General features: G+C 43.4%; 20 protein-coding genes. 14 read left to right on the top strand and 6 right to left on the bottom strand.

Going from position 1 to position 20,270, the window contains the following annotated elements; translation table 11 throughout:
- Positions 1-5 precede the first annotated feature (5 nt).
- Together AC2VE5_RS13440 and AC2VE5_RS13445 are read right to left on the bottom strand one after the other, a co-directional pair.
- A complete protein-coding gene (locus AC2VE5_RS13440; RefSeq protein WP_486888251.1) occupies positions 6-104 on the bottom strand; it encodes a CpcT/CpeT family chromophore lyase in 99 nt (32 codons plus the stop codon).
- Positions 105-147: 43 nt separating this feature from the next.
- Entirely contained in the window at positions 148-3,897 is a 3,750-nt protein-coding gene (locus AC2VE5_RS13445) for a CHASE domain-containing protein (RefSeq protein WP_486888253.1), read from the bottom strand.
- 235 nt (positions 3,898-4,132) lie between these two features.
- On the opposite strand from AC2VE5_RS13445, the gene AC2VE5_RS13450 reads away from it, so the two are divergent.
- From AC2VE5_RS13450 to AC2VE5_RS13500, 11 genes are all read left to right on the top strand, one after another.
- On the top strand, positions 4,133-5,617 hold the full coding sequence (locus tag AC2VE5_RS13450; RefSeq protein ID WP_486888254.1) for a DEAD/DEAH box helicase: 1,485 nt from the start codon (positions 4,133-4,135) through the stop codon (positions 5,615-5,617).
- Complete coding sequence (locus AC2VE5_RS13455; protein WP_486888255.1) at positions 5,547-6,758, top strand: DUF790 family protein; 1,212 nt, start codon at positions 5,547-5,549, stop codon at positions 6,756-6,758. The genes AC2VE5_RS13450 and AC2VE5_RS13455 overlap by 71 nt, the downstream gene beginning before the upstream one ends.
- A gap of 16 nt (positions 6,759-6,774) precedes the next feature.
- Positions 6,775-6,978: a DUF6887 family protein gene (locus AC2VE5_RS13460; protein WP_486888256.1), complete on the top strand. Its 204-nt coding sequence runs from the start codon at positions 6,775-6,777 to the stop codon at positions 6,976-6,978.
- 39 nt (positions 6,979-7,017) lie between these two features.
- On the top strand, positions 7,018-7,287 hold the full coding sequence (locus AC2VE5_RS13465; RefSeq protein WP_486888257.1) for a hypothetical protein: 270 nt from the start codon (positions 7,018-7,020) through the stop codon (positions 7,285-7,287).
- A 128-nt stretch (positions 7,288-7,415) separates the two neighbouring features.
- Entirely contained in the window at positions 7,416-7,703 is a 288-nt protein-coding gene (locus AC2VE5_RS13470; RefSeq protein ID WP_486888258.1) for a type II toxin-antitoxin system VapC family toxin, read from the top strand.
- A gap of 134 nt (positions 7,704-7,837) precedes the next feature.
- Positions 7,838-8,035: a lipase family protein gene (locus tag AC2VE5_RS13475; protein ID WP_486888259.1), complete on the top strand. Its 198-nt coding sequence runs from the start codon at positions 7,838-7,840 to the stop codon at positions 8,033-8,035.
- Between the two features lie 26 nt (positions 8,036-8,061).
- Complete coding sequence (locus AC2VE5_RS13480) at positions 8,062-8,538, top strand: alpha/beta fold hydrolase (protein ID WP_486888274.1); 477 nt, start codon at positions 8,062-8,064, stop codon at positions 8,536-8,538.
- 141 nt (positions 8,539-8,679) lie between these two features.
- Positions 8,680-10,161 (top strand): TldD/PmbA family protein, encoded by a 1,482-nt coding sequence (locus AC2VE5_RS13485; protein WP_486888260.1) that lies wholly within the window; start codon positions 8,680-8,682, stop codon positions 10,159-10,161.
- An 88-nt stretch (positions 10,162-10,249) separates the two neighbouring features.
- On the top strand, positions 10,250-11,593 hold the full coding sequence (locus tag AC2VE5_RS13490; protein ID WP_486888261.1) for a TldD/PmbA family protein: 1,344 nt from the start codon (positions 10,250-10,252) through the stop codon (positions 11,591-11,593).
- Positions 11,594-11,669: 76 nt separating this feature from the next.
- Positions 11,670-14,327, top strand: a complete 2,658-nt coding sequence (locus AC2VE5_RS13495) for an MGH1-like glycoside hydrolase domain-containing protein (protein ID WP_486888262.1) — start codon at positions 11,670-11,672, stop codon at positions 14,325-14,327.
- A 309-nt stretch (positions 14,328-14,636) separates the two neighbouring features.
- Positions 14,637-14,981, top strand: coding sequence for a DUF1815 family protein (locus AC2VE5_RS13500; RefSeq protein ID WP_486888263.1), 345 nt, complete (start codon positions 14,637-14,639; stop codon positions 14,979-14,981).
- A 91-nt stretch (positions 14,982-15,072) separates the two neighbouring features.
- On the opposite strand, the gene recA is transcribed toward AC2VE5_RS13500, so the two are convergent.
- Entirely contained in the window at positions 15,073-16,155 is a 1,083-nt protein-coding gene (recA, locus tag AC2VE5_RS13505; RefSeq protein WP_486888264.1) for a recombinase RecA, read from the bottom strand.
- Positions 16,156-16,372: 217 nt separating this feature from the next.
- Complete coding sequence (locus AC2VE5_RS13510; protein WP_486888265.1) at positions 16,373-16,927, bottom strand: Uma2 family endonuclease; 555 nt, start codon at positions 16,925-16,927, stop codon at positions 16,373-16,375.
- 136 nt (positions 16,928-17,063) lie between these two features.
- On the opposite strand from AC2VE5_RS13510, the gene AC2VE5_RS13515 reads away from it, so the two are divergent.
- The 3 genes from AC2VE5_RS13515 to xseB all read left to right on the top strand — a co-directional run bounded on the left by AC2VE5_RS13515 (position 17,064) and on the right by xseB (position 19,229).
- The gene (locus AC2VE5_RS13515; protein ID WP_486888266.1) at positions 17,064-17,696 is read left to right on the top strand and encodes a Uma2 family endonuclease; all 633 of its coding nucleotides are present in this window, start codon (positions 17,064-17,066) and stop codon (positions 17,694-17,696) included.
- A gap of 64 nt (positions 17,697-17,760) precedes the next feature.
- On the top strand, positions 17,761-18,993 hold the full coding sequence (gene xseA / locus AC2VE5_RS13520; protein ID WP_486888267.1) for an exodeoxyribonuclease VII large subunit: 1,233 nt from the start codon (positions 17,761-17,763) through the stop codon (positions 18,991-18,993).
- A complete protein-coding gene (gene xseB / locus AC2VE5_RS13525; RefSeq protein WP_486888268.1) occupies positions 18,993-19,229 on the top strand; it encodes an exodeoxyribonuclease VII small subunit in 237 nt (78 codons plus the stop codon). Before xseA ends, xseB begins: the two co-directional genes overlap by 1 nt.
- A 30-nt stretch (positions 19,230-19,259) precedes the next feature.
- Here xseB and AC2VE5_RS13530 read toward each other — a convergent pair whose 3' ends face one another.
- A complete protein-coding gene (locus tag AC2VE5_RS13530; RefSeq protein WP_486888269.1) occupies positions 19,260-19,508 on the bottom strand; it encodes a hypothetical protein in 249 nt (82 codons plus the stop codon).
- A 78-nt stretch (positions 19,509-19,586) separates the two neighbouring features.
- Positions 19,587-20,051 carry a hypothetical protein gene (locus AC2VE5_RS13535; protein ID WP_486888270.1) on the bottom strand — a complete coding sequence of 155 codons (465 nt, stop codon included), beginning with the start codon at positions 20,049-20,051 and terminating at the stop codon, positions 19,587-19,589.
- Positions 20,052-20,270: the final 219 nt, after the last annotated feature.

A 20,270-nucleotide genomic window follows, 5' to 3' on the forward strand; every position in this document is an offset into this window, starting at 1 on the left:
GCATCTTATTTGGCAGTATCGAGCCAGCGAAACTTATAAGGGGCATCTTTTGCTCCCCATACTTGCTTACCTGCACCATCAAAACCGCGATCGCACTTATCCATTCCGGTTTACTTCCAAAAAACAGATTTGATATTTTTATTTAGTTTAAACATTGATTCCAGCTAAACGAGCGATCGCGACTGCTAATTCTCCTGAATCTATTGGCTTGGGGACGTGCAACTGGAAGCCTGCAAGTAAAGCTCTTTTGCGGTCTTCGGCTCTAGCATAAGCTGTCAAAGCTAGGGCGGGAACTTTGCCCCCTTGTGCTGGCGAGAGCGCCCGGACTTGATGAATTAGCGCGTAACCATCTTCCCCAGGCATACCAATGTCGCTTACTAATACATCAGGCTGGTATTGAGTAACTTCTATTAATGCTTCTTTGGCTGTAGCTACGGCTTTTACCTCCGCGCCATACTCTAGCAATACCATACTAACTAACTCCCGCGCGTCAGCTTCATCATCTACCACCAAGACTCGGACATTCTCTAAGGATGGTAAACAAAAAATTGGTGGTTCGGTAATAACCACAGGAGTTTCTGGCGGTACTGCTTTTGCCGAAGTTATTACAGAGCTTATAGGCAAACTCACAATAAAAGTTGCTCCCTTACCCATTCCTTCACTTTCAGCTTTGACTGTGCCACCATGAAGCTCAACCAAATGCCGGACAATTGCTAAACCTAGCCCTAAGCCCCCATAAGTTCTTGTCGTTGTTCCATCTTCTTGGCGAAAACGTTCAAATACATAGGGCAAAAATTCAGGGTTGATACCTTGCCCGCTATCGCTGACGCGGACTTGGACGCGAGAATTGTAGACTTCTAGGCGAACTTCAACTTTCCCGTCTTTTGGAGTAAATTTGACAGCATTAGATAATAGATTCCATAAAACTTGTTGCAAGCGGTTGGCATCTCCGCGTACTTGACTAATTCCAGGTGCTACATAAAACTCTAGGCGAATGTTTTTTGCGTCTGCCGCACTTTTGACTGTCTCAATCGCAGATTCTACTATTGGTTGAAGTTCTATATAAGCAAAATCTAAGCGGATCTTGCCCGTAATAATTCGCGATACATCTAAAATATCTTCAATTAATTGCTGTAAAGACTTGGTATTGCGGTCTATGGTTTCTAAAGCGCGATTAGTCGTAGTTTCATCAAACTTGCGAGTACGCAGCAATTGTATCCAGCCCACCATTGCATTTAAAGGGGTACGAAGCTCGTGGGAAAGAGTAGCCAAAAACTCATCTTTCATCCGATTTGCCGCTTCTGCGGTCGCACGGGCAGTTTGTTCGCGCTCTAGCAACTGTTCGCGTTCCATTTCGGCAGCTTTGCGCGTAGTAATGTCATGAGCCGTCCCATACATTAACCCTTCTTCCACTACGGGAACTGTTGCCCAAGCCAACCAGCGATAAGAACCATCTTTACACTGGTAGCGATTCTCAAAATAGATAGTAGGCTTACCTGTAGAGAGCTTGTCTAACTCGGCTACTGTTGTCTCTAAGTCTTCAGGATGAACAAAATCAAAAAATGGTTTATTGAGTATTTCTTCTGGGGTATAACCAAGGATTTTCTCAAAGGCTGGATTGATGCGTTTAAAATAACCATCAAACCCAGCGATACAGAGCAGATCGTGGGACAGAGTGAAAAAGCGATCGCGTTCGATCTCTGCTTGCTTGCGATCGCTAATATCTAGGGTAATTCCTACCAAACCTGCAACTTCTCCTTGGGGATTAAAGTAAGGAGTTTTGTAAGTTATTACCCACATTGTCTTACCATCGGTACTTGTTATGGCTTCTCCTATGCTCCGTTTGGGTTTGCCCAAATCCATGACTTGGCGATCGTCGCTGTAAAATCCTGCTGCTTGCTCGTAGGGAAAAAAGTCGTAGTCAGTCTTGCCAGTAATTTCGGCAATTGGTTGATCGATAACTTCCGCACCTCTGCGGTTGATCGCAATGTATTTTGCCTCCAAATCCTTGTAATAAACTATGGCGGGGATTGAATCTAATAAAACTTCCTGTTCTACAGCTTTTTGTTCTAGCGCGTCTTCGAGTAATTTGCGATCGCTAATATCTGTCATCCCCCCAATGGCGCGGATTGGTTTACCATCAGCTTCGCGGATTACAAAACCGCGATCTAAAACATAAGCATAAGAATTATCAGCGCGGCGATAACGGTAGGCATCCGACCACACCGATTTGCTACTATCTATAACTCCATGAATTTTTGAGACAATTCGCTCTCGATCTTCGGGGTGGATATTTTCGTACCACCAGGTAGCATCTAGTCTAATTTCTTCTGGCGAGTACCCAAACAAAGTTTGCACCCCCTCATTCCACCACACGTTATTGGTTGATAAATCCCAATCCCAGATAGCATCGTTTGTCGCTTGGGCAATTAGTTCAAACTTTTGTTCGCTGGCTTTGAGGGCTGCTTCTGTAAGTTTGCGATCGCTTATTTCCTTGACTATGCCAATTATCCTAATTGGGTTGCCATCGCGATCGTGGTAAACGCTACCTGTTGCCCAAATCCAATGAATGCTGCCGTCATCCCACACGACTCTACACTCGAATTCCCAATCTTCGTTCGTTGCCAAAGTGTGTTGAAATTGGCGATCTACATATTCGCGATCTTCAGGGTAGACACGCTCTAAAAATATTTCGTAGCTCCAATCTGGTAGCAAAGTATCGTAACCAAAGACGCGATCGTGCTGAAGACTCCGCCTAGCGGTTTTTGTTGCAAGTTCTAAGTCCCAATCGCCCAATTGTGCCGCTTCCAGCGCAAATCTCAATCGGGTACTACTTTCTCTAAGTTCTTCAGAGGATTTTTCGGCGGCGTTACGAGCCAGAACTAGGCTTCGTGTCAAGCCAAATAGAATAAGAGAAGTCGCTATTCCCACAAACCCAATATAAGGAACGAGCCTGCTTTCGGAGCCTAATACAAATTCTGGGCGGGAACTAAATACAATGCTCCAAGTACGCCCGGCAACATCAATAGTTGATACTTTACTAAATGGTGGTCTGTAGTCAGGGTTATTCGCGGCAACTGTAGAATTATGTAGTAAATTTTCTGGGCTAATACTTCTGCCCTCATAGATTTCAAAGTCAATATCTGGATACTTTTTATTCCCAAAAATCCCTTGAATCAAATCGTCGGCGCGAAAGGGACTATAAACAAAACCAAGTAAGTTTGCTCGGCGTTCGGCTACATTATTCGGAATTTTGCCATTGCGGTAAACGGGAATATATAGCAAAAAACCAGCCTGCTTTTGCTGATCAATTTCCTGTACTAAAGTGACTTTCTTTGAAGCGGCAGGTGCGCCAGTATCGCGGGCGCGGATCATCGCCGCGCGGCGCACCGACTCTGAAAACATATCGTAGCCGATGGCGGCTCCGTTGCGTTGATTCGATGGTTCTAAATAGATAATTGCGTGGTATTCGTTGCGAACAAAGTCAGGACGAATATTAAAGTTTGTGATGCCTTGCTGCTTTACAGCAGCAACTAAAGCCGCTTTTTCTCCTGGCTGTACCCTGACTGAGAATCCAATGCCTTGGATTCCTGGGTAGCGCTCTTGCAATCTCAATCTGCCAACAAAAGCCGCAAATTGATCGCGGCTAATACTATTACTGGCTGCAAATAAACCGCTACTAGCTCGTAGCAGCGTAATATAAGTTTCAAACCGAGCTTCAACATCTTGCTCCGCGCGTTCGGCGGCATTCTCAAAGCGCAATCGATCTTTGGCTTTAGCCGTCGTCGTCACGTAAGAGGTCGTTACACCAGTAAATAGTAGCGCGATCGCCAAAACAAAATAGGGAATGCACCCCTGGCGACTTTGAAAGTGGTTTAAAACTAAATTGAGTCTCATCAAAATTGGCGTTGCTGAGGATATAGTTGCACAAGTGAACTGAAAATTATTTATGGTGTAACAGTTGAGTAATGTATTGCTCAACTGCTATTGTCCCTCTAAAAAAACCTGGTTAAGTACATTTTTAACTCTGAATCTACCAATAGTAGTAAGCAAAAATACTTAGCTAGTATAAAAAATACATTATATCGTAACAAATCAGTACAACTCCTATTCTAAAATTTTACTTGCATAAATGGCTCGAATTTCTACACTATCCTTCGATCGCGGCACATTAATCGTGCATCCACCACCTAAAGGTAAAATTTGGGTAGATTACGCTACTTGGGACGATCGGATTGAGAAATTTCGCATTCCTGCTATTTATTACCGAGCTTTTGTAGAAGCTTTGCAAGCAGAAAAAACGGATTTTGTCGATAATGCCAGAGCATTTGTGACTTTGGAACTCGTCTCTAGTCTGGAGAAAGAACCCTATCCCCATCAAAGCGAAGCCTTGCTTGCCTGGAAGCAATCAGGGCGCAATGGTGTGGTAGTGCTGCCTACCGCCGCCGGGAAAACTTACCTAGCCTTGCTTGCAATGCAAGCGACTCCACGTAGCACGCTAATTGTAGTACCGACGATCGATTTAATGCACCAGTGGTATGCTCAGTTACTAGCATCTTTTCCGGAAGCGGAGATCGGGCTATTAGGGGGAGGATCACGCGATCGCACACCCGTATTAGTTTCCACCTACGACAGCGCCGCCATCCATGCCGAAGCCCTCGGCAACCGCTACGCACTGCTAATTTTTGATGAATGTCACCACCTGCCTACAGACTTTAATCGCGTCATAGCCGAATATGCGATCGCGCCTTACAGGTTAGGATTATCAGCAACCCCCGAACGCACCGATGGCAAACACGCAGACTTAAATCTCTTAATCGGCAAAGAGGTATATCGCAAAACGGCGGAGGAACTAGCGGGAAGCGCCTTAGCCAAGCATGAAATTGTCCAAATTAAGGTCAAGCTATCGCAGTTAGAACGTCAAAGATACAAGCAGTTAATCGAGGAACGCAATACTTTCTTAAAAGAGGCAAAAATCTCGTTAGGAAGCCTCAAAGGCTGGCAATTGTTCGTCCAAGCCAGCGCCCGTTCGACAGCAGGACGCAGAGCGATGTTAGCCCACCGAGAAGCTAAGGAAATTGCTTTGGGTACAGATGGTAAAATGCGGATTTTGAGTAACTTACTCGCCCAACATTACCCCGAAAGAACGCTAATTTTTACCGCCGACAACGCTACAGTTTACCGGATTTCGCAAGAATTTTTGATTCCTGCCATTACCCACCAAACCCCAGTAAAAGAGCGCCACGAGACATTGACGCGGTTTCGGGAAGGAGAATACAAAACCTTAGTGGCTTCTCACGTATTAAACGAAGGGGTAGACGTACCCGCCGCTAGTGTGGCGATTATTTTGTCTGGTACAGGTTCGGCGCGGGAGTACGTGCAAAGGTTGGGGCGAGTGCTGCGTAAAGGCGACGAGCATAAGTTGGCGCTAATGTATGAAGTAGTGGCGGAAGATACCAGCGAGGAAGGTACATCAGTACGGCGGCGAGGGGTAGAGAGGAAACATAGACAATTAGAAATTGTGCCGTTGTATGGAGTAAATAGTAATGTTACCAAGCGAGTTGCTGACTCATCGGCTAAGTGGGGAGACGATAACTCCGAAAAGACTGAAGATTGATGAGGAGACAATAGCCGTTGCAAGAGAATTGATTGATTGCTTTTTAGCAGCGCGGGGCGGTACTCAGGGTCAATTAGATACTCAGTTGCAAGAATTGGAAGGCGATAGCCCAGATTATCGCCTTAAACGGGGTTTGGCACATTTGCTCAAAAGTGCTTGTGAGTTTGAAGTGGTGAGTCCTTTAGAACCAACCTTATTAAGAGAGCGAGTATTTAGTTTATCAGCGCTGAACGTTCCAAGTTCGGTTCAAAGTTGTCAAACTTTAGATACCTTAGCTTTGCAACTAAGTCAGGAATTAGAGAAAGAAGTTTTACCCGCGCACATTCGCGAAGGACTTTATGCAGACTTGGCAGAAAACAAGGTGTTGATGGAGTTTGAGGAACCGACACCAGAGCAATTGCTGCACAAATATAACCTTTCTCAGGTACAGGGAGTATTTTATCGCGCGAGTCAACTGGTATTAAATGCTCATCGCAATGTTCCAGGAGAGTATAAGCTGCTATTTCGCTATCTGAAGCTGTTTCAACTGATGGCTTATATCGAAGGCGATGCCGAACATGGGTTTACAATTACCATTGATGGGGCGACAAGTTTATTTAAGCCTAGTACGAGGTATGGACTTGCGATCGCAAAAATGATTCCGGCGCTCTTGCACGTCACAAAATGGAGTCTCAGCGCTACATTACAAACCCGCGACTTTTATACTAATAATTGGAAAACTGGCAAATTTAGCCTTGATTCCAATTGTGGTTTGGTGTCTCACTATCCGCCCGGTAAACCTTACGACAGTATGTTAGAAGAAGCTTTTGCTAGTCGCTGGGAAGCATTAAAATCAGAGTGGGTATTAGAGCGAGAAGTAGATTTAATTCCGATTCCTGGTAGCGTGATGATTCCTGACTTTCGCTTAGTGCATCCTGACGGACGGAGTTTCTTATTAGAAATTGTTGGTTATTGGCGACCAGAATATTTGCAAAAGAAGTTTGCTCAGGTGCGTCGTGCAGAAAGAGACGATTTAATTTTGGCAATTTCCGAACGTTTAAATTTAGAAAAAGCCGGAGTAAATTTAACTGATGTTCCCGCGAAAATTATCTGGTTTAAAGACAAGTTGTTGCCTAAAGCCGTGTTAGCAGTATTGGATTAAAATAAAACCTATCAAAATGATGAAACCTAATTTTCAACAAATAACTCGTAAGGAATTAAAAAAGTATATATTAGCTCATCCTACCGATGACGAAGCAATCAGAGAATTATTCATTAATCGTCGCAATCCTAATGCTAAAGTTTATCCTTATCCTTACGATCTTCCCTATGAAGAAGTAGAAGCTATCTTTAAAGAAGAATTAAACAGAGTAGATGATTAACAAAATTATTGGACAAAACTAAAGTAAAAAGGAGTAATTATGATACCTATTCAAACAACTGTCACCGTCGCACCAGATGGGAAGGCTACAATTGAGCTACCATCGAACATTTTAGCTGGAGGGCATAAAGTTTTACTGATCATGGAAGAACAGTCAATAAGTAAGCAGCCCGTTGTGGATTATAATGCTGCGTGGGATGAATTTGAGCAACTAATCGACAAATCTACTGTTGATACGGGAATTGAAGATATGGCACATCAACACGACCATTATATTCATGGCACATTAAAGCGAGACACGCAACTTTGAGCAAAGTTTTTGTAGATACAGCAGCTTGGATTGCACTTATTAATAGTAGAGATAACTTACATATTCAAGCAAAACAAGTTAGATAGAAACTACGTCAACAAAACGCTGTATTAGTAACCACAGAATTTGTGCTTTTAGAAGTTGCTGATGCGTTTTGCGATTCCTCTACACGAATGCAAGCTGTTAGTTTTATTGATGGCTTAGAATCGTTAGCGATTTTACAAATTATTTCTATCGAGCGAAGTTTATTTACCGAAGGTTGGTTGCTTTATAAACAGCGTCCCGATAAAGATTGGAGCCTGACTGACTGTATTACTTTTGTAGTTATGAGCAAAGAAAATATTGTACAAGCATTTACATCCGATCGCCATTTTGAGCAAGCAGGGTTTACAAAACTTTTATCCACCAAAACTTAGAGCAGTTGGCTAAGTAGAAACTATTTTTAAACAAAAATTAAACAGAGCCGACGATTAACAATCGTTATTGTACAAAACCAAACTAGCAAGGAGTGTTTAGTTGTGACAAAGCCAACCTCTACACAGGTACAATCATGAGTAAAGTTAAAAACATTGTGTTGGTTCACGGTTTTTGGACAGATGCCTCTAGTTACAATCAAGTTATTTCCACGCTGTTAGCAGAAGGCTACGAAGTTATTGCAGTTCAAAACCCACTTACTTCCTTAGCGGATGACATTGCTGCAACAAAACGCGCTTTAGATCGCATCGCATTGAAGGTAAATGTATTCTAGTTGGTCATTCGTGGGGTGGTACGGTCATTACCGAAGTTGGCAACGACGAACGAGTATCTGGCTTAGTTTATATTGCTGCGCTTGCTCCTGATGCGGGCGAATCGATGATAGATTTGATGAGTAAGTACGAACCCCCATCGCAGTATTTTCAAGAACAAGAGGGCTTTATTTGGATTGCAAAAGCAGGCGTACAAAAGATTCTAGCAAGTGACCTTCCTGCCGCACAATCAGCATTGATATACGCAACGCAGACTCCGCCTTCTACATCACTGCTGCAAGCAAAAGTAGATTTGCCAGCGTGGAAAACTAAACCAAGCTGGTATATTGTTGGCAGTAACGACCAATCTGTTCCATCGGATTTGCAGCGCGATTTGTCTAAACGAATAGGCGCAACAACAATTTCTGTAGAATCAAGCCACTTGGCAATGATTTCTCATGCCAAAGAAGTTTTAGAAGTTATCAAAGAAGCGGCGGCGCATAGTTCTACTTCTAGTCCTGCTTGAGAGTTTAAACTGTTATCTGCGATCGCGATTTTGAGCAAGCAGGGTTTGCAAAGCTTTTAACCAACGAGACTTAGAGAGGTTTGTTAAACTGAGTTTAGCCAGGCTTTATAAGTCAACTCTCAGCAAGGACGCGCAGACCCGATGATGCTATCGACCTATCCCAGTACCTTACTATCCAAAGAACTACTAAACTTACAATACAACTCGTCAAGCGATCGCTTTGATGAAACTTGGGAAGCTCCCCTATCGACCCTGCTTGGCTTAGGACGGGCGGCGGGTGCTGATTTTATTGAGTTTTTCGTAGAGCGAGTAAATTACATTAATTGCCAAGCCGAAGAAGACACCATTACTAGCATCTCACCCCGACTATCTACAGGCGCGGGAGTAAGAGTATTTCGCGGTTCGGCGGATTGTTACGTTAGCACCAACGACTTATCATTTAACGGACTAAAAGCAGCTTTAGAAAAAGGTTTATCTATTCTTGGGTTGCAATTGCCCAATGCCAACTCTTATATTCCCGAAATCAACCTAGAGTTGCTGCGAGACTACGCCACCAAAAAAGGTAAAGATACTTGGCTTTCCGGCTGTAGTTCGATGCAAGAAATGGGCGAAGTATTGTTAGACGCAAACGCCCAGCTAAAACTTAAAGCAAGTCACGTCCAATCGAGACGAGCAGTTTATTTTCGAGATTGGCAAGAAGTTCTAATCGCTGCTAGTGACGGTACTTTTGCAAGAGATATTCGCCTCAGTCAGTCAGTAGGCTATAGCTTGCTGTGCGCCGAAGGAGCAAACCGCGCCGCGATAAATCAGCGAGTCGGCGATACAAGTTCGCCTAGTTTCCTAAGAAATTGGGATTATGCAGATACCGCCGCAGAAGTAGCAGAATCCGCCGGAAAAATGCTGTATGCCGATTACGTCGAATCGGGCAATTATCCGATAATCATGGCAAATCAGTTTGGAGGCGTAATCTTCCATGAAGCCTGCGGACACCTATTAGAAACGACCCAAATTGAGCGCAAAACAACACCTTTTGCTGACAAAAAAGGACAAAAAATTGCTCACGAAAGCCTGACAGCTTGGGACGAAGGACTATCTTCCGAAGCATTTGGCACAATTGACATGGACGATGAGGGAATGCCAGCCCAACGCACCCTTTTAATTGAAAAAGGCATACTAAAAAACTTTATCAGCGATCGCACAGGTTCAATGCGTACCGGGCAACCCCGCACTGGTAGCGGTCGTCGCCAAAACTATACTTTTGCCGCCGCGTCAAGAATGCGTAACACCTACATTGCTCCAGGAGACTATTCTACAGAGGATTTATTTGCCTCCATTGATAAAGGCATATATTGCAAGAAAATGGGCGGCGGTAGCGTCGGCGCAACTGGTCAATTTAACTTTGCAGTTGATGAAGCCTATCTAATTGAAAACGGCAAACTAACTAAGCCCCTCAAAGGCGCAACCCTAATTGGCGACGCGCAAGAAATCATGAACAAAATTTCTATGTGTTCCCAAGACTTAGGGCTAGCGGCAGGTTTTTGCGGTTCTGTAAGCGGCAGCATTTATGTAACTGTTGGTCAACCACATATCAAAGTAGATTCAATCACCGTAGGCGGTAGGTAAATCAAACAATTCAACCATGTCTGTAGAGACGTAGCACTGCTACGTCTCTACATCGCCACATAAAAAACCAACAATAAGGTCTATTAACGTGACAAAAATCGCCGAACTTGCAAATTACGCTCAAACCAGTGCCGAACAACTAGGCATTGATAAATTTGATATTTATGGCTCATCAGTAGACGAAACCAGCGTCCAAGTAGACACCGGGGAACCAAAACAAGTAAAAGCCTCAAACCGTTCTAGTGTAATGGTTAGAGTTTGGAATGCCGACAATACAATGGGAGTCACTAGCACCACCGATGTAGACCCCAAAGGACTGGAATTAGCCATAAAAACTGCCTACGAAGCCAGCTTTTTTGGAGTCAAAGACAATATCCCCGATTTTAGCCCCGAAGCAACTTCACCCCTAGCAGCCCAAACTCAAGAAACTGCCACCCAAGCACCAGTAGCAGAACTCATTGAAACCCTAGTTAAAGCCGAAAAAGAACTACTATCTGCTCACAGTGCGATCGCCGGAGTGCCTTACAATGCTCTTGCCCAACGAGATATCAACAGATTTTATCTCAATAGTGCCGGAGCCGTTCGCAACGAAGCTCGTTCTTATACGTCCATTTACCTCTATACCAAAACTGAGCAAGAAGGTAAAAAACCCCGCAGTGCTGGCGCTTTCCGCATTAGTCGCAGTCTCCCTAAGCTTGATATTCCAGCTTGCCTCAAAGAAGCTACAGAAAAAACAATTAGCCATTTGAACTATGAAAAAGTCAAAACAGGCAAATATCGAGTAGTTTTCTCCCCCGATGCTTTTTTGAGTTTATTAGGAGCATTTTCAAACCTTTTTAACGCTCAAAATATTCTCGACAAACAAAGCCTCTCTACCCCCGAATCTCTAGGAAAGCAAATTGCTTCTCCTTTGCTTTCCTTCGCTGATGACGCTTTGCATCCTGACAATGTAGCCGCCGAAACCTTTGACGGCGAAGGTACGCCCACTCGGAGACTACCAATAATTAGCGATGGCGTGTTGAGCAACTTTATGCACAGCGCAGGTACAGCCAAACGCCTAAATGCTCAACCTACCGGACACGCTAATATTGGCGCAAAAGTATCGGTGAGTCCTCACTTTTATCATGTCTATTCATCCGCTACGCAAGAGCAAGAATATAGTTTAGATAATGCCGACAACGTAATATTTATTGACAACTTGCAAGCCCTTCATGCGGGAGTAAAAGCCCTACAAGGCTCGTTCTCTTTGCCTTTTGATGGTTGGATAGTAAATAACGGCAAGCTAACCAGTATTGAATCAGCAACGGTAGCTGGAGACATATTAGAACTGTTCCAATCAATTATTTATATCGAAAAGGAAGCAGAACTAACTCCTGGTGGCGTTTGTCCTAGAGTTTGGGTTGATAACCTATCAATTACTGGAGAACAATAAAAGTGTAGCCAAATCTTAGCCTTTAGTAAAATTTTTGGCTAAGATTTGGCATTTAGCAAAAGTGATACTCAGCTTTATGACTAAAGAAGAAGCAAGATTGCAAGCCGATCGCGACCGCACTGGTTATTGGAAACGTTGGGGATCGTACTTGAGCGATCGCCAATGGGGAACGGTAAGAGAAGACTACAGCGCTGATGGTGCGGCTTGGGATTATTTTCCTCACGATAGCGCTCGATCTCGCGCTTACCGTTGGGGAGAAGATGGAATTGCGGGTATTTCTGACAACCACCAAAGGCTATGTCTAGCAATCGCATTGTGGAATGGCGAAGATCCAATTATTAAAGAAAGACTATTTGGTTTATCAGGTAATGAAGGCAATCACGGCGAAGATGTCAAAGAATATTATTTTTACTTAGACAATACCCCCACTCATTCCTACATGAAGTGTCTGTACAAGTATCCACAAGCTGCCTTTCCTTACCAAGAATTAGTCGAAAAAAATAACTTGCGAGATCGCACAGATCCAGAATTTGAATTAATCGATACTGGTATATTCGATGGCGATCGCTACTTCGATGTGGTGGTCGAATATGCCAAAAATTCCCCCGAAGATATTTTAATCAAAATTAGTGTGACTAATCGAGGGGATGAAGAAAAGCAAATACATTTATTACCTACACTTTGGTTTAGAAATTATTGGTCTTGGAACAACAAATATCCGAAGCCAATTATAAAAGTAGCCCAGTCTAGTAACGAACTTAGTATTATCGAAGCTGCTCACCCAACTTTGGGCGATCGTTGGCTGTACTGTAAAGGCAAAACTGACTTACTTTTTACAGAAAACGAAACTAATAACCAAAAATTATTCAATTCGCCCAATGCTTCCCCCTATACAAAAGACGGGATTAATGATTATTTAATTCACAAGCAACCCTCAATAAATCCAAATTTAACTGGTACTAAAGTTTCCGCCCATTACACGTTACTGGTTAAACCCGCAGAGACAGAAACGATCTGGCTGCGCCTCAGTGATGAGTCAGATGAGTCACAAGCCTTTGGCGCAGAATTTAACAATATATTTCAAGCTCGTAAAGCCGAAGCCAACGAATTTTATCAACGCCTTTCCTCAGACAAATTATCCGCCGACGAGCGCAACATCCAGCGTCAAGCCTACGCCGGAATGTTGTGGAGCAAGCAATTTTATTATTACGTGGTTGAAGACTGGCTAAAAGGCGATCGCGATACTCCACCGCCGCCCAAAGAACGCCAAAGTGTCAGAAACAGCGAATGGGTGCATATATTTAATAACGATATTATTTCCATGCCCGATAAGTGGGAATATCCCTGGTATGCAGCCTGGGATTTGGCTTTTCATGTAATTCCCCTAGCGGCTATCGATCCCGACTTTGCCAAACGCCAACTTAGCCGTCTGACTAGAGAATGGTATATGCACCCAAACGGGCAATTGCCAGCTTACGAATGGACTTTTGGCGATGTCAATCCCCCCGTTCATGCTTGGGCAACTTGGCGGACTTATCAGATAGAAAAACAAATCTATGGACGAGCAGATCGGCAGTTTTTAGAAAGAGTATTTCAAAAACTACTATTGAACTTTACGTGGTGGGTAAATCGTAAAGATATAGAAGGCAAAAACATCTTTCAAGGTGGCTTTCTGGGCATGGATAATATTGGAGTTTTCGATCGCAGTGCTAAGTTGCCCATAGGCGGCTATATTCAACAAGCTGACGGGACAAGTTGGATGGCGATGTATGCCTTAAATATGCTGACGATTTCTTTGGAATTAGCAATAGAAAACTCCGCCTACGAAGATATTGCCAGCAAATTTTTTGAGCATTTTCTCCGCATTGCCGAAGCAATGGACGGGATAGGCGAGAGCAAAATATCATTGTGGGATGAAACTGATGGTTTTTACTACGATGCGCTGCAATTTCCCGATCGCCAATGCAAAATGAAAGTGCGCAGTCTTGTCGGACTAATTCCCTTATTTGCGATCGCAAATTTGGAGCCAGAAACCTTAAAGCAGTTCCCCAACTTCAAACGCAGAATGGATTGGTTTATCAACAATCGTCCCGACTTGAAAAGAAACGTCGCCTGTATGGAAACTCTGGGCGTGGGCGCTAGAAGACAACTTGCGATCGCTTACCCTGACAAACTCCGCCGTATCTTGCACAAAATGCTAGATGAACAGGAGTTTTTAAGTCCTTATGGCATTCGTTCTGTTTCCAAGTACCACAAGTCTCATCCTTACATTCTCAATATCAACATTCTCAATATCAACGACACTGAGTATCGGGTAGATTACGAACCAGCAGAATCAAAAACCGCTTTATTTGGTGGTAATTCCAACTGGCGAGGACCAATTTGGTTTCCGATCAATTATCTAATTATTGAGTCGCTGCACAACTTTTACAACTACTTGGGCGATGACTTTTTAGTGGAATGTCCCACAGGTTCCGGGCAAATGATGAACCTTAAACAAGTAGCAACGGAATTATCGCAAAGGTTGATGCAGATTTTTCTGATTGATGGCTCTAATCAGCGTCCCTTCAATGGAGGCGTGGCAAAGTTTCAAACCGATCCCCATTGGAAAGACTTAATGCTTTTCCATGAGTATTTTCATAGCGATAATGGTGCTGGATTAGGCGCAAGTCATCAAACAGGGTGGACGGGCTTAGTTGCTACCCTAATTGAACAGTGCCAAGAGCAACGTTAAAGAGAAGCCAAGAGACTGCACTGTCTCTATATCAAAAGTATTAAATATTAGGAATTTATTTATTTTTGTGAATTTAGCTACTATGCTTGTACAGCAAGCTTCTTGGGCAGATTTAAAATAGATAAAGGGGCTTTTATTTGGTCAAGATTCGGCAGTTTTATTGGGGATCGGTTAACCTCGATAGGTAAGTAAGTAGTTAAAGCAACGCCCAATAAGTTTATTTGCAGATTTGTTTACCTAAAATTGGTAGTAAATCTAAAGAAAATATAAAAAGGGCTTACAATTAAGTGTGGTGTTTGGAGGAAAACAGTGTTTCTAAGACTAGCACAGCAACACCGACAATTTGTTCAAGATCTGGTAATGAACCTACAAGCTTTAGCCATCGTACTAGAGCGCCGTGGCTACCCAGCATCTTGTTATACCTGTGGCGGTCAAATGAGTAGTGCCTCATTTATGGTCAGCTTAAATGAAGACCATCTGATCCGGTTTTTGGTATCAGATTACGGAATTACCTGGACAGAAATGCGGGATGACCGCGAATTGATGAAGTTGGAAGGAGCGGAGGCAATTAGCCAACTCCAAGAATTGGCAGATTTGGTCAAATACTCAATCGCACCTTGCGAGGCTCCTACCCTAGTTACCAAGACCATTTAATCGGTGCAGCGACATATAACGGTAAACAGCAGCTTTACAATGAAATAGCGCTCCTTTGGGAGCGCTATTTTGTGCGATTACTAATTTCTATTTATTCGCCATCTAACTCATCTATTTCTTCGCTACGCTCGTCTTCACTAACTACCGCCACAGAGTTAGCAGAAACAATCGCACCCATTTCTAATTTTTGGCGTACTTGTTGCTGGACAGTTTCAGCAATTTCTGGTCTTTCTTCTAGGTACTTGATTGCATTATCTCGACCTTGAGAGATGTTTTCGCCGTTGTAGCTGTACCAAGCGCCTTTGCGGACAATCACCCCGGTTTCTTCAGCTAAATCTACGATGCAACCAAGGGTAGAAATTCCTTTCCCAAAAATAATATCAAACTCAGCAATGCGGAAAGGTGGAGCAACTTTATTTTTAGCCACTTTGACTTTGACGCGGTTGCCAAACTCGTCCGTACCTTTTTTCAAAGTTTGAATGCGGCGAATATCTAACCGTACCGAAGCATAGAATTTTAGAGCATTACCGCCAGTCGTTGTTTCTGGGCTACCGTAGGTAACGCCAATTTTTAGCCGCAACTGGTTTAAAAAGATTACCGTGCAACCAGACTTGCCAATGTTACCAGTAATTTTACGCAAAGCTTGACTCATCAATCGAGCTTGCAAGCCGACATGGACATCTCCCATCTCGCCTTCAATTTCTGCGCGGGGAACTAGCGCCGCTACCGAGTCAATGACTACAATATCAACGGCAGCACTCCGCACTAACTGATCGACAATTTCTAAGGCTGCTTCTCCGGTATCTGGTTGCGTAACTAGCAAGTTAGCAATATCCACACCCAAAGCTGCCGCGTAGGTAGGATCGAGAGCGTGTTCGGCATCAACGAAGGCGGCAACACCGCCCTGTCTTTGAACTTCAGCTAAGGCATGAAGGGCTAGAGTTGTTTTACCAGAACTTTCTGGACCGTATATTTCAATTACCCGTCCTTTGGGTAAACCGCCGCCTAAAGCCAAATCCAAGGTAAGAGCGCCGCTAGAAATTGTTTCTACTTTCATGCGGGTGGCATCGCCAAGGCGCATGATTGCACCTTTGCCAAAGTTGCGCTCGATTTGGGTAAGGACTAAGTTTAGGGCTTTTTGCTTGCCAGAGGTGTCTGTTGTTTCGATTGCCATTCGCGCCTCTAAGTAGGGAGGTATATAAAAACTGTAATTTGATTCAGCAGTAGTGCAGATATACTATTTTACCGAATTTTTCTCCTCTCCGCCCGGTATGCAAACTTCGATTAAGTGAAGTAATGTAAAGCTAATTTGCAATCTGTAGTTGGCGAGGATTAGCACTAGGATAACTAGCTTTTGTGGCTAATACTAGCTGGCATTAGGCGATCGCTCTTTACTTTTTTGCAAACAGAGCGCTAAGGGAGAGCGAAAGTCCTGGTAACAGTACATCAGAAATTGTGTCATTAATCCAAAAGATTTGGGGCAACTCATTTGCACCAAAAACAGTTATCGACTGGGCTTGATTATCTACTATCCACACGCGGCTTACTCTAGCTAGTAAATAATCTGTAGCTTTTTGCGTCATTTCGCCAAAAGACTGACCGGGAGAGATAATTTCAACAACTAATTCAGGTATTACTGGACAAGCAGCATCTTCTTCCCACTCTAAAGGCAATCGTTCGTAGGAAACATAGGTCAAATCAGGAACTGGAACCCAATCTTGTCCCCGGCGCTGCAAAACTACAGCCCATTCTGGAAGCACCCGACCACATTGCTGTTGAGTACACCAATCATCTATAAATCGGTACAATCGCCCTTGGACGTTGGCGTGTTTGTATTTGGGTGACACTTTAGGGACTATTTCTCCATCAACAAACTCGTGGCGATCTCCACTTTCCGGCGAATCTAAAAACTCTTGCAGGCTGAGTTTATTTACAATGCGACTCATAGCGATCGCCCTCAATGCTTGTAAACTTCAATCTATCATAGCTATTTAGCTAGAGCCTTACTGGAGAATTGAACTAAGAGCGCTCTCTACGCTTTCGCTATCCTTTAAAATACAAGCATTGGGTTTTGGTTGAACTATGACTGCAACATTGTTTGCGCCACCTGCGGAAATAATTCACCTTTCGGGGATAAGTTGGCAGACTTACGAAACGTTGCTAAAGGAATTAAGCGATCGCCGTCTTCGCCTTACTTATAATCGCGGTACTCTAGAAATCATGGCTCCCTCTCCTGAACATGAACTGAATAAAACAGTTATGGGGCGCTTTGTAGAAACTTTAGCTGAAGAATCAAATATCCAAATTTATCCTCTAGGTTCAACCACCTTCCAACGACCAGAACTAAGTGGCGCAGAACCAGACGAATGTTTCTATTTCCGCAATATCGCCGCAATTCGTGGTAAAAAGCGACTGGATCTTACTATCGAGCCTGCACCGGATTTAGTAATTGAAATCGACATTACTAGCAGTTCTCCCAATCGCCTCCAAGTTTATGCCGATTTGGGTGTGGCAGAAGTTTGGATTTACAACGGGGATTCATTAACGGTTCAACAATTACAAAATGGGATTTACACTACTTCCCAAACAAGTCAATTTTTTGCAAGCTTGCCGATTTCAGAGATTGCTAGTTTTTTACAACAAGCCCAAACAATCGATTATCTTGAACTGATAAAAGCTTTTCGGCGTTGGGTGAGAAGTCAACTTGAGAAGTAATTTAATTGCAGTAGCTTAGAATTACCAAGAAAATTATTGATAACGTGCGATCGCATTACCGTTCATGACTTTTAACCCCGACACCATACCAGAATTAGCACCGATTTCTGTAGGTGGAATCACTGCCTACATTCAAGAATTATTAGAGCAAGACGAGCAATTGCGCCAAGTTTGGATTACGGGAGAAGTATCTAGCACCAATCACCACCGCCGGGGGCTATTTTTTACCCTCACCGATCCCCAAGATAAAGCCGCAATTAGTTGTGTCGCTTGGAATGGTCAACTAGAAAAATTGGCACAAATGCCTGTAACTGGAGAGCAAGTTATAGTTTTAGGCAGTATCCGTTTGTATCCTGGGCGCGGACAATATCAGCTAACTGTATGGCAAATTTTACCCGCAGGAGTTGGTTTATTAGCACTGCGCTATCGGCAATTGCGTAACTTCTTGGCAGCCGAAGGTTTATTTGACATAGAACGCAAAAGACCCCTCCCCCAGCATCCCCAAACCGTTGCTGTAATAACTTCTGCCTCCGCCGCCGCCTGGGGAGATATGCAAAAAACATTAGGACAGCGTTATCCAGGCTTACACGTGCTATTTTCCCCGGCTGTAGTGCAAGGAGAACAAGCGCCAGCATCAATTGTCAAAGCTATAGAGAGGGTAGAAAAAGATGGTCGTGCAGAGGTATTAATATTAGCTCGTGGTGGTGGTGCAACCGAAGAATTGGCTTGTTTTAATGACGAAAGAGTCGTAAGAGCGATCGCAAAAAGTTCAATTCCAATCATTACCGGAATTGGTCATCAACGCGACGAATCCCTCGCCGATTTAGTCGCCGATGCTGCGGCGCATACTCCCACCGCCGCCGCCGAACAAGTTGTACCAGAACTTGCCACCCTCTACGCCGAGCATCGCGATCTCCTACAAGCTCTGCAACGGGCCGCTACGCTGCAAATAGATACCGTTCAAGCTCGTCTGAATCGCTTGCAAAATCGCTTGCAACGTTTGCCTTTAGAGCAACAAATTCAGCAACAAAAACAGCTAATTGCTTGGCAAAAGCAACAGTTAGTCCAAACAACCCAAAAACGGTTGCAAAATGAGACTTTGCACTGTAAGTTTTTGCAGGAAAAGCTTGCAACTTTAGACCCCAAAGCGGTGTTGCAACGGGGTTATGCTGTAGTTAGAACAGAAGATGGGGCGATCGCGCGATCTAGTTCTGAGTTAGCGAAGGAGCAAGAGTTGCTTGTCCAACTAGGTACAGGTAGAGTTAAAGTCAAAGTAACAGAAATTCTCGATAAATAATGACCGATTCTCCTCGCGCCAAAAAGAAAACAAATTGGAATTATGAGGCAACAGTTGCCAAAGTTGAGAAAATTATTAGTCAACTAGAATCCGGCGAATTAGAGCTTGCGGAAGTTTTTACAGAATTTAGTACGGCGGTGGAGTATTTGCGCGAGTGCGAAGCTTTTTTAGCTCAAAAGCAGCAGCAAATGACTTTGCTAGTTGAAACTTTGACAGAGCAACCTGATTCCTTTTGAAAACCACTAAAGGATGAGCTAACCTAAAAGTCATAAAGTGACTTGAAGCCAAGAATCATATTGTTTTGCAAGCGCCTGCAAAAATTTTAATTTCTCCCCCTCAAGATTATTAAATAACTGGCGGTATGAATAGCCTCGCTCGTAGCGACTTAACATCTGCTCAGGGGTAAAGCGATAAACATCTGCTGTTTGCCAGCAAATTGACTCTAAAAAAGGCAGTTTTTCCGGTATTAGATTCAATTCAAGACCTCCTTGAACAATCGCATGGACGCTCGTCATGTGCCAATGCCTTCTGAAAAATTCCCGTATCTGCTGGTAGTCCTACAAAAAATATACCTAGACAATAGTGTAATTCACTCAAATCAAATAACTGGTCAAAGGGAGAAATAGGATTTTATCGAGTGGCAATTTACTAGCAGGTAACTGTAAAACACTTCCCTCAATACTGCCAACTGTAATCGGAGGATAGCGCTTGCGGCTATCTGACCAATAGTTTAATAAACCAACTTCACCGTAAACGTATATTTCTGCTAACCACGATAATAAGGATTGCAGAACAGAAGATTGTAGGAAATAAAATTCCCAATCTATTACATGATATCGACTATACATTTTTTCTTGTAAGTCTAAATGAACATCTGGGCGACCCTGAAATTCTGATAGTGTAATTAATGAGTAATTAGGCAAACGGTAGTTAGGGACAGGGTAACTAGAGTAGAATTCCTCCCTATGACCTGTAAGCCACGCTTGTAATTTTTCAGGGAAACGTTTTTCAACTTGAAAAACTTTAGAAGGTATCAAAATACAAAAATTTGCACTCATTTCATTCGCAGCTAACTATAAATTGGTTATGCCATAGCTTCTGTGAAACCAGAAGAATTTGGACAATACTGCTGAAAAGTAGACTATCTAAATTTAACGGATTTCGCGGAATTCCCCTTCCTCGCCGCAGGCAGGGAGGGGATGGATAGCGGGAGACTCTTAGTCTCCAATTAGTCTTGACTTTCACTTCTAGGTATGAGATTATACATATACCCAAAG

Source organism: Aliterella sp. E5.1 (assembly GCF_057473825.1).

Coding starts and splice junctions, on each gene's coding strand:
- AC2VE5_RS13515 (WP_486888266.1), top strand. CDS start 17,064: ATGACTGCAACATTGTTTGCGCCACCTGCGGAAATAATTCACCTTTCG.
- AC2VE5_RS13465 (WP_486888257.1), top strand. CDS start 7,018: ATGATACCTATTCAAACAACTGTCACCGTCGCACCAGATGGGAAGGCT.
- AC2VE5_RS13450 (WP_486888254.1), top strand. CDS start 4,133: ATGGCTCGAATTTCTACACTATCCTTCGATCGCGGCACATTAATCGTG.
- AC2VE5_RS13445 (WP_486888253.1), bottom strand. CDS start 3,897: ATGAGACTCAATTTAGTTTTAAACCACTTTCAAAGTCGCCAGGGGTGC.
- AC2VE5_RS13460 (WP_486888256.1), top strand. CDS start 6,775: ATGATGAAACCTAATTTTCAACAAATAACTCGTAAGGAATTAAAAAAG.
- AC2VE5_RS13455 (WP_486888255.1), top strand. CDS start 5,547: ATGTTACCAAGCGAGTTGCTGACTCATCGGCTAAGTGGGGAGACGATA.
- recA (WP_486888264.1), bottom strand. CDS start 16,155: ATGGCAATCGAAACAACAGACACCTCTGGCAAGCAAAAAGCCCTAAAC.
- AC2VE5_RS13510 (WP_486888265.1), bottom strand. CDS start 16,927: ATGAGTCGCATTGTAAATAAACTCAGCCTGCAAGAGTTTTTAGATTCG.
- xseA (WP_486888267.1), top strand. CDS start 17,761: ATGACTTTTAACCCCGACACCATACCAGAATTAGCACCGATTTCTGTA.
- AC2VE5_RS13530 (WP_486888269.1), bottom strand. CDS start 19,508: ATGACGAGCGTCCATGCGATTGTTCAAGGAGGTCTTGAATTGAATCTA.
- AC2VE5_RS13440 (WP_486888251.1), bottom strand. CDS start 104: ATGGATAAGTGCGATCGCGGTTTTGATGGTGCAGGTAAGCAAGTATGG.
- xseB (WP_486888268.1), top strand. CDS start 18,993: ATGACCGATTCTCCTCGCGCCAAAAAGAAAACAAATTGGAATTATGAG.
- AC2VE5_RS13475 (WP_486888259.1), top strand. CDS start 7,838: ATGAGTAAAGTTAAAAACATTGTGTTGGTTCACGGTTTTTGGACAGAT.
- AC2VE5_RS13485 (WP_486888260.1), top strand. CDS start 8,680: ATGATGCTATCGACCTATCCCAGTACCTTACTATCCAAAGAACTACTA.
- AC2VE5_RS13495 (WP_486888262.1), top strand. CDS start 11,670: ATGACTAAAGAAGAAGCAAGATTGCAAGCCGATCGCGACCGCACTGGT.
- AC2VE5_RS13535 (WP_486888270.1), bottom strand. CDS start 20,051: ATGAGTGCAAATTTTTGTATTTTGATACCTTCTAAAGTTTTTCAAGTT.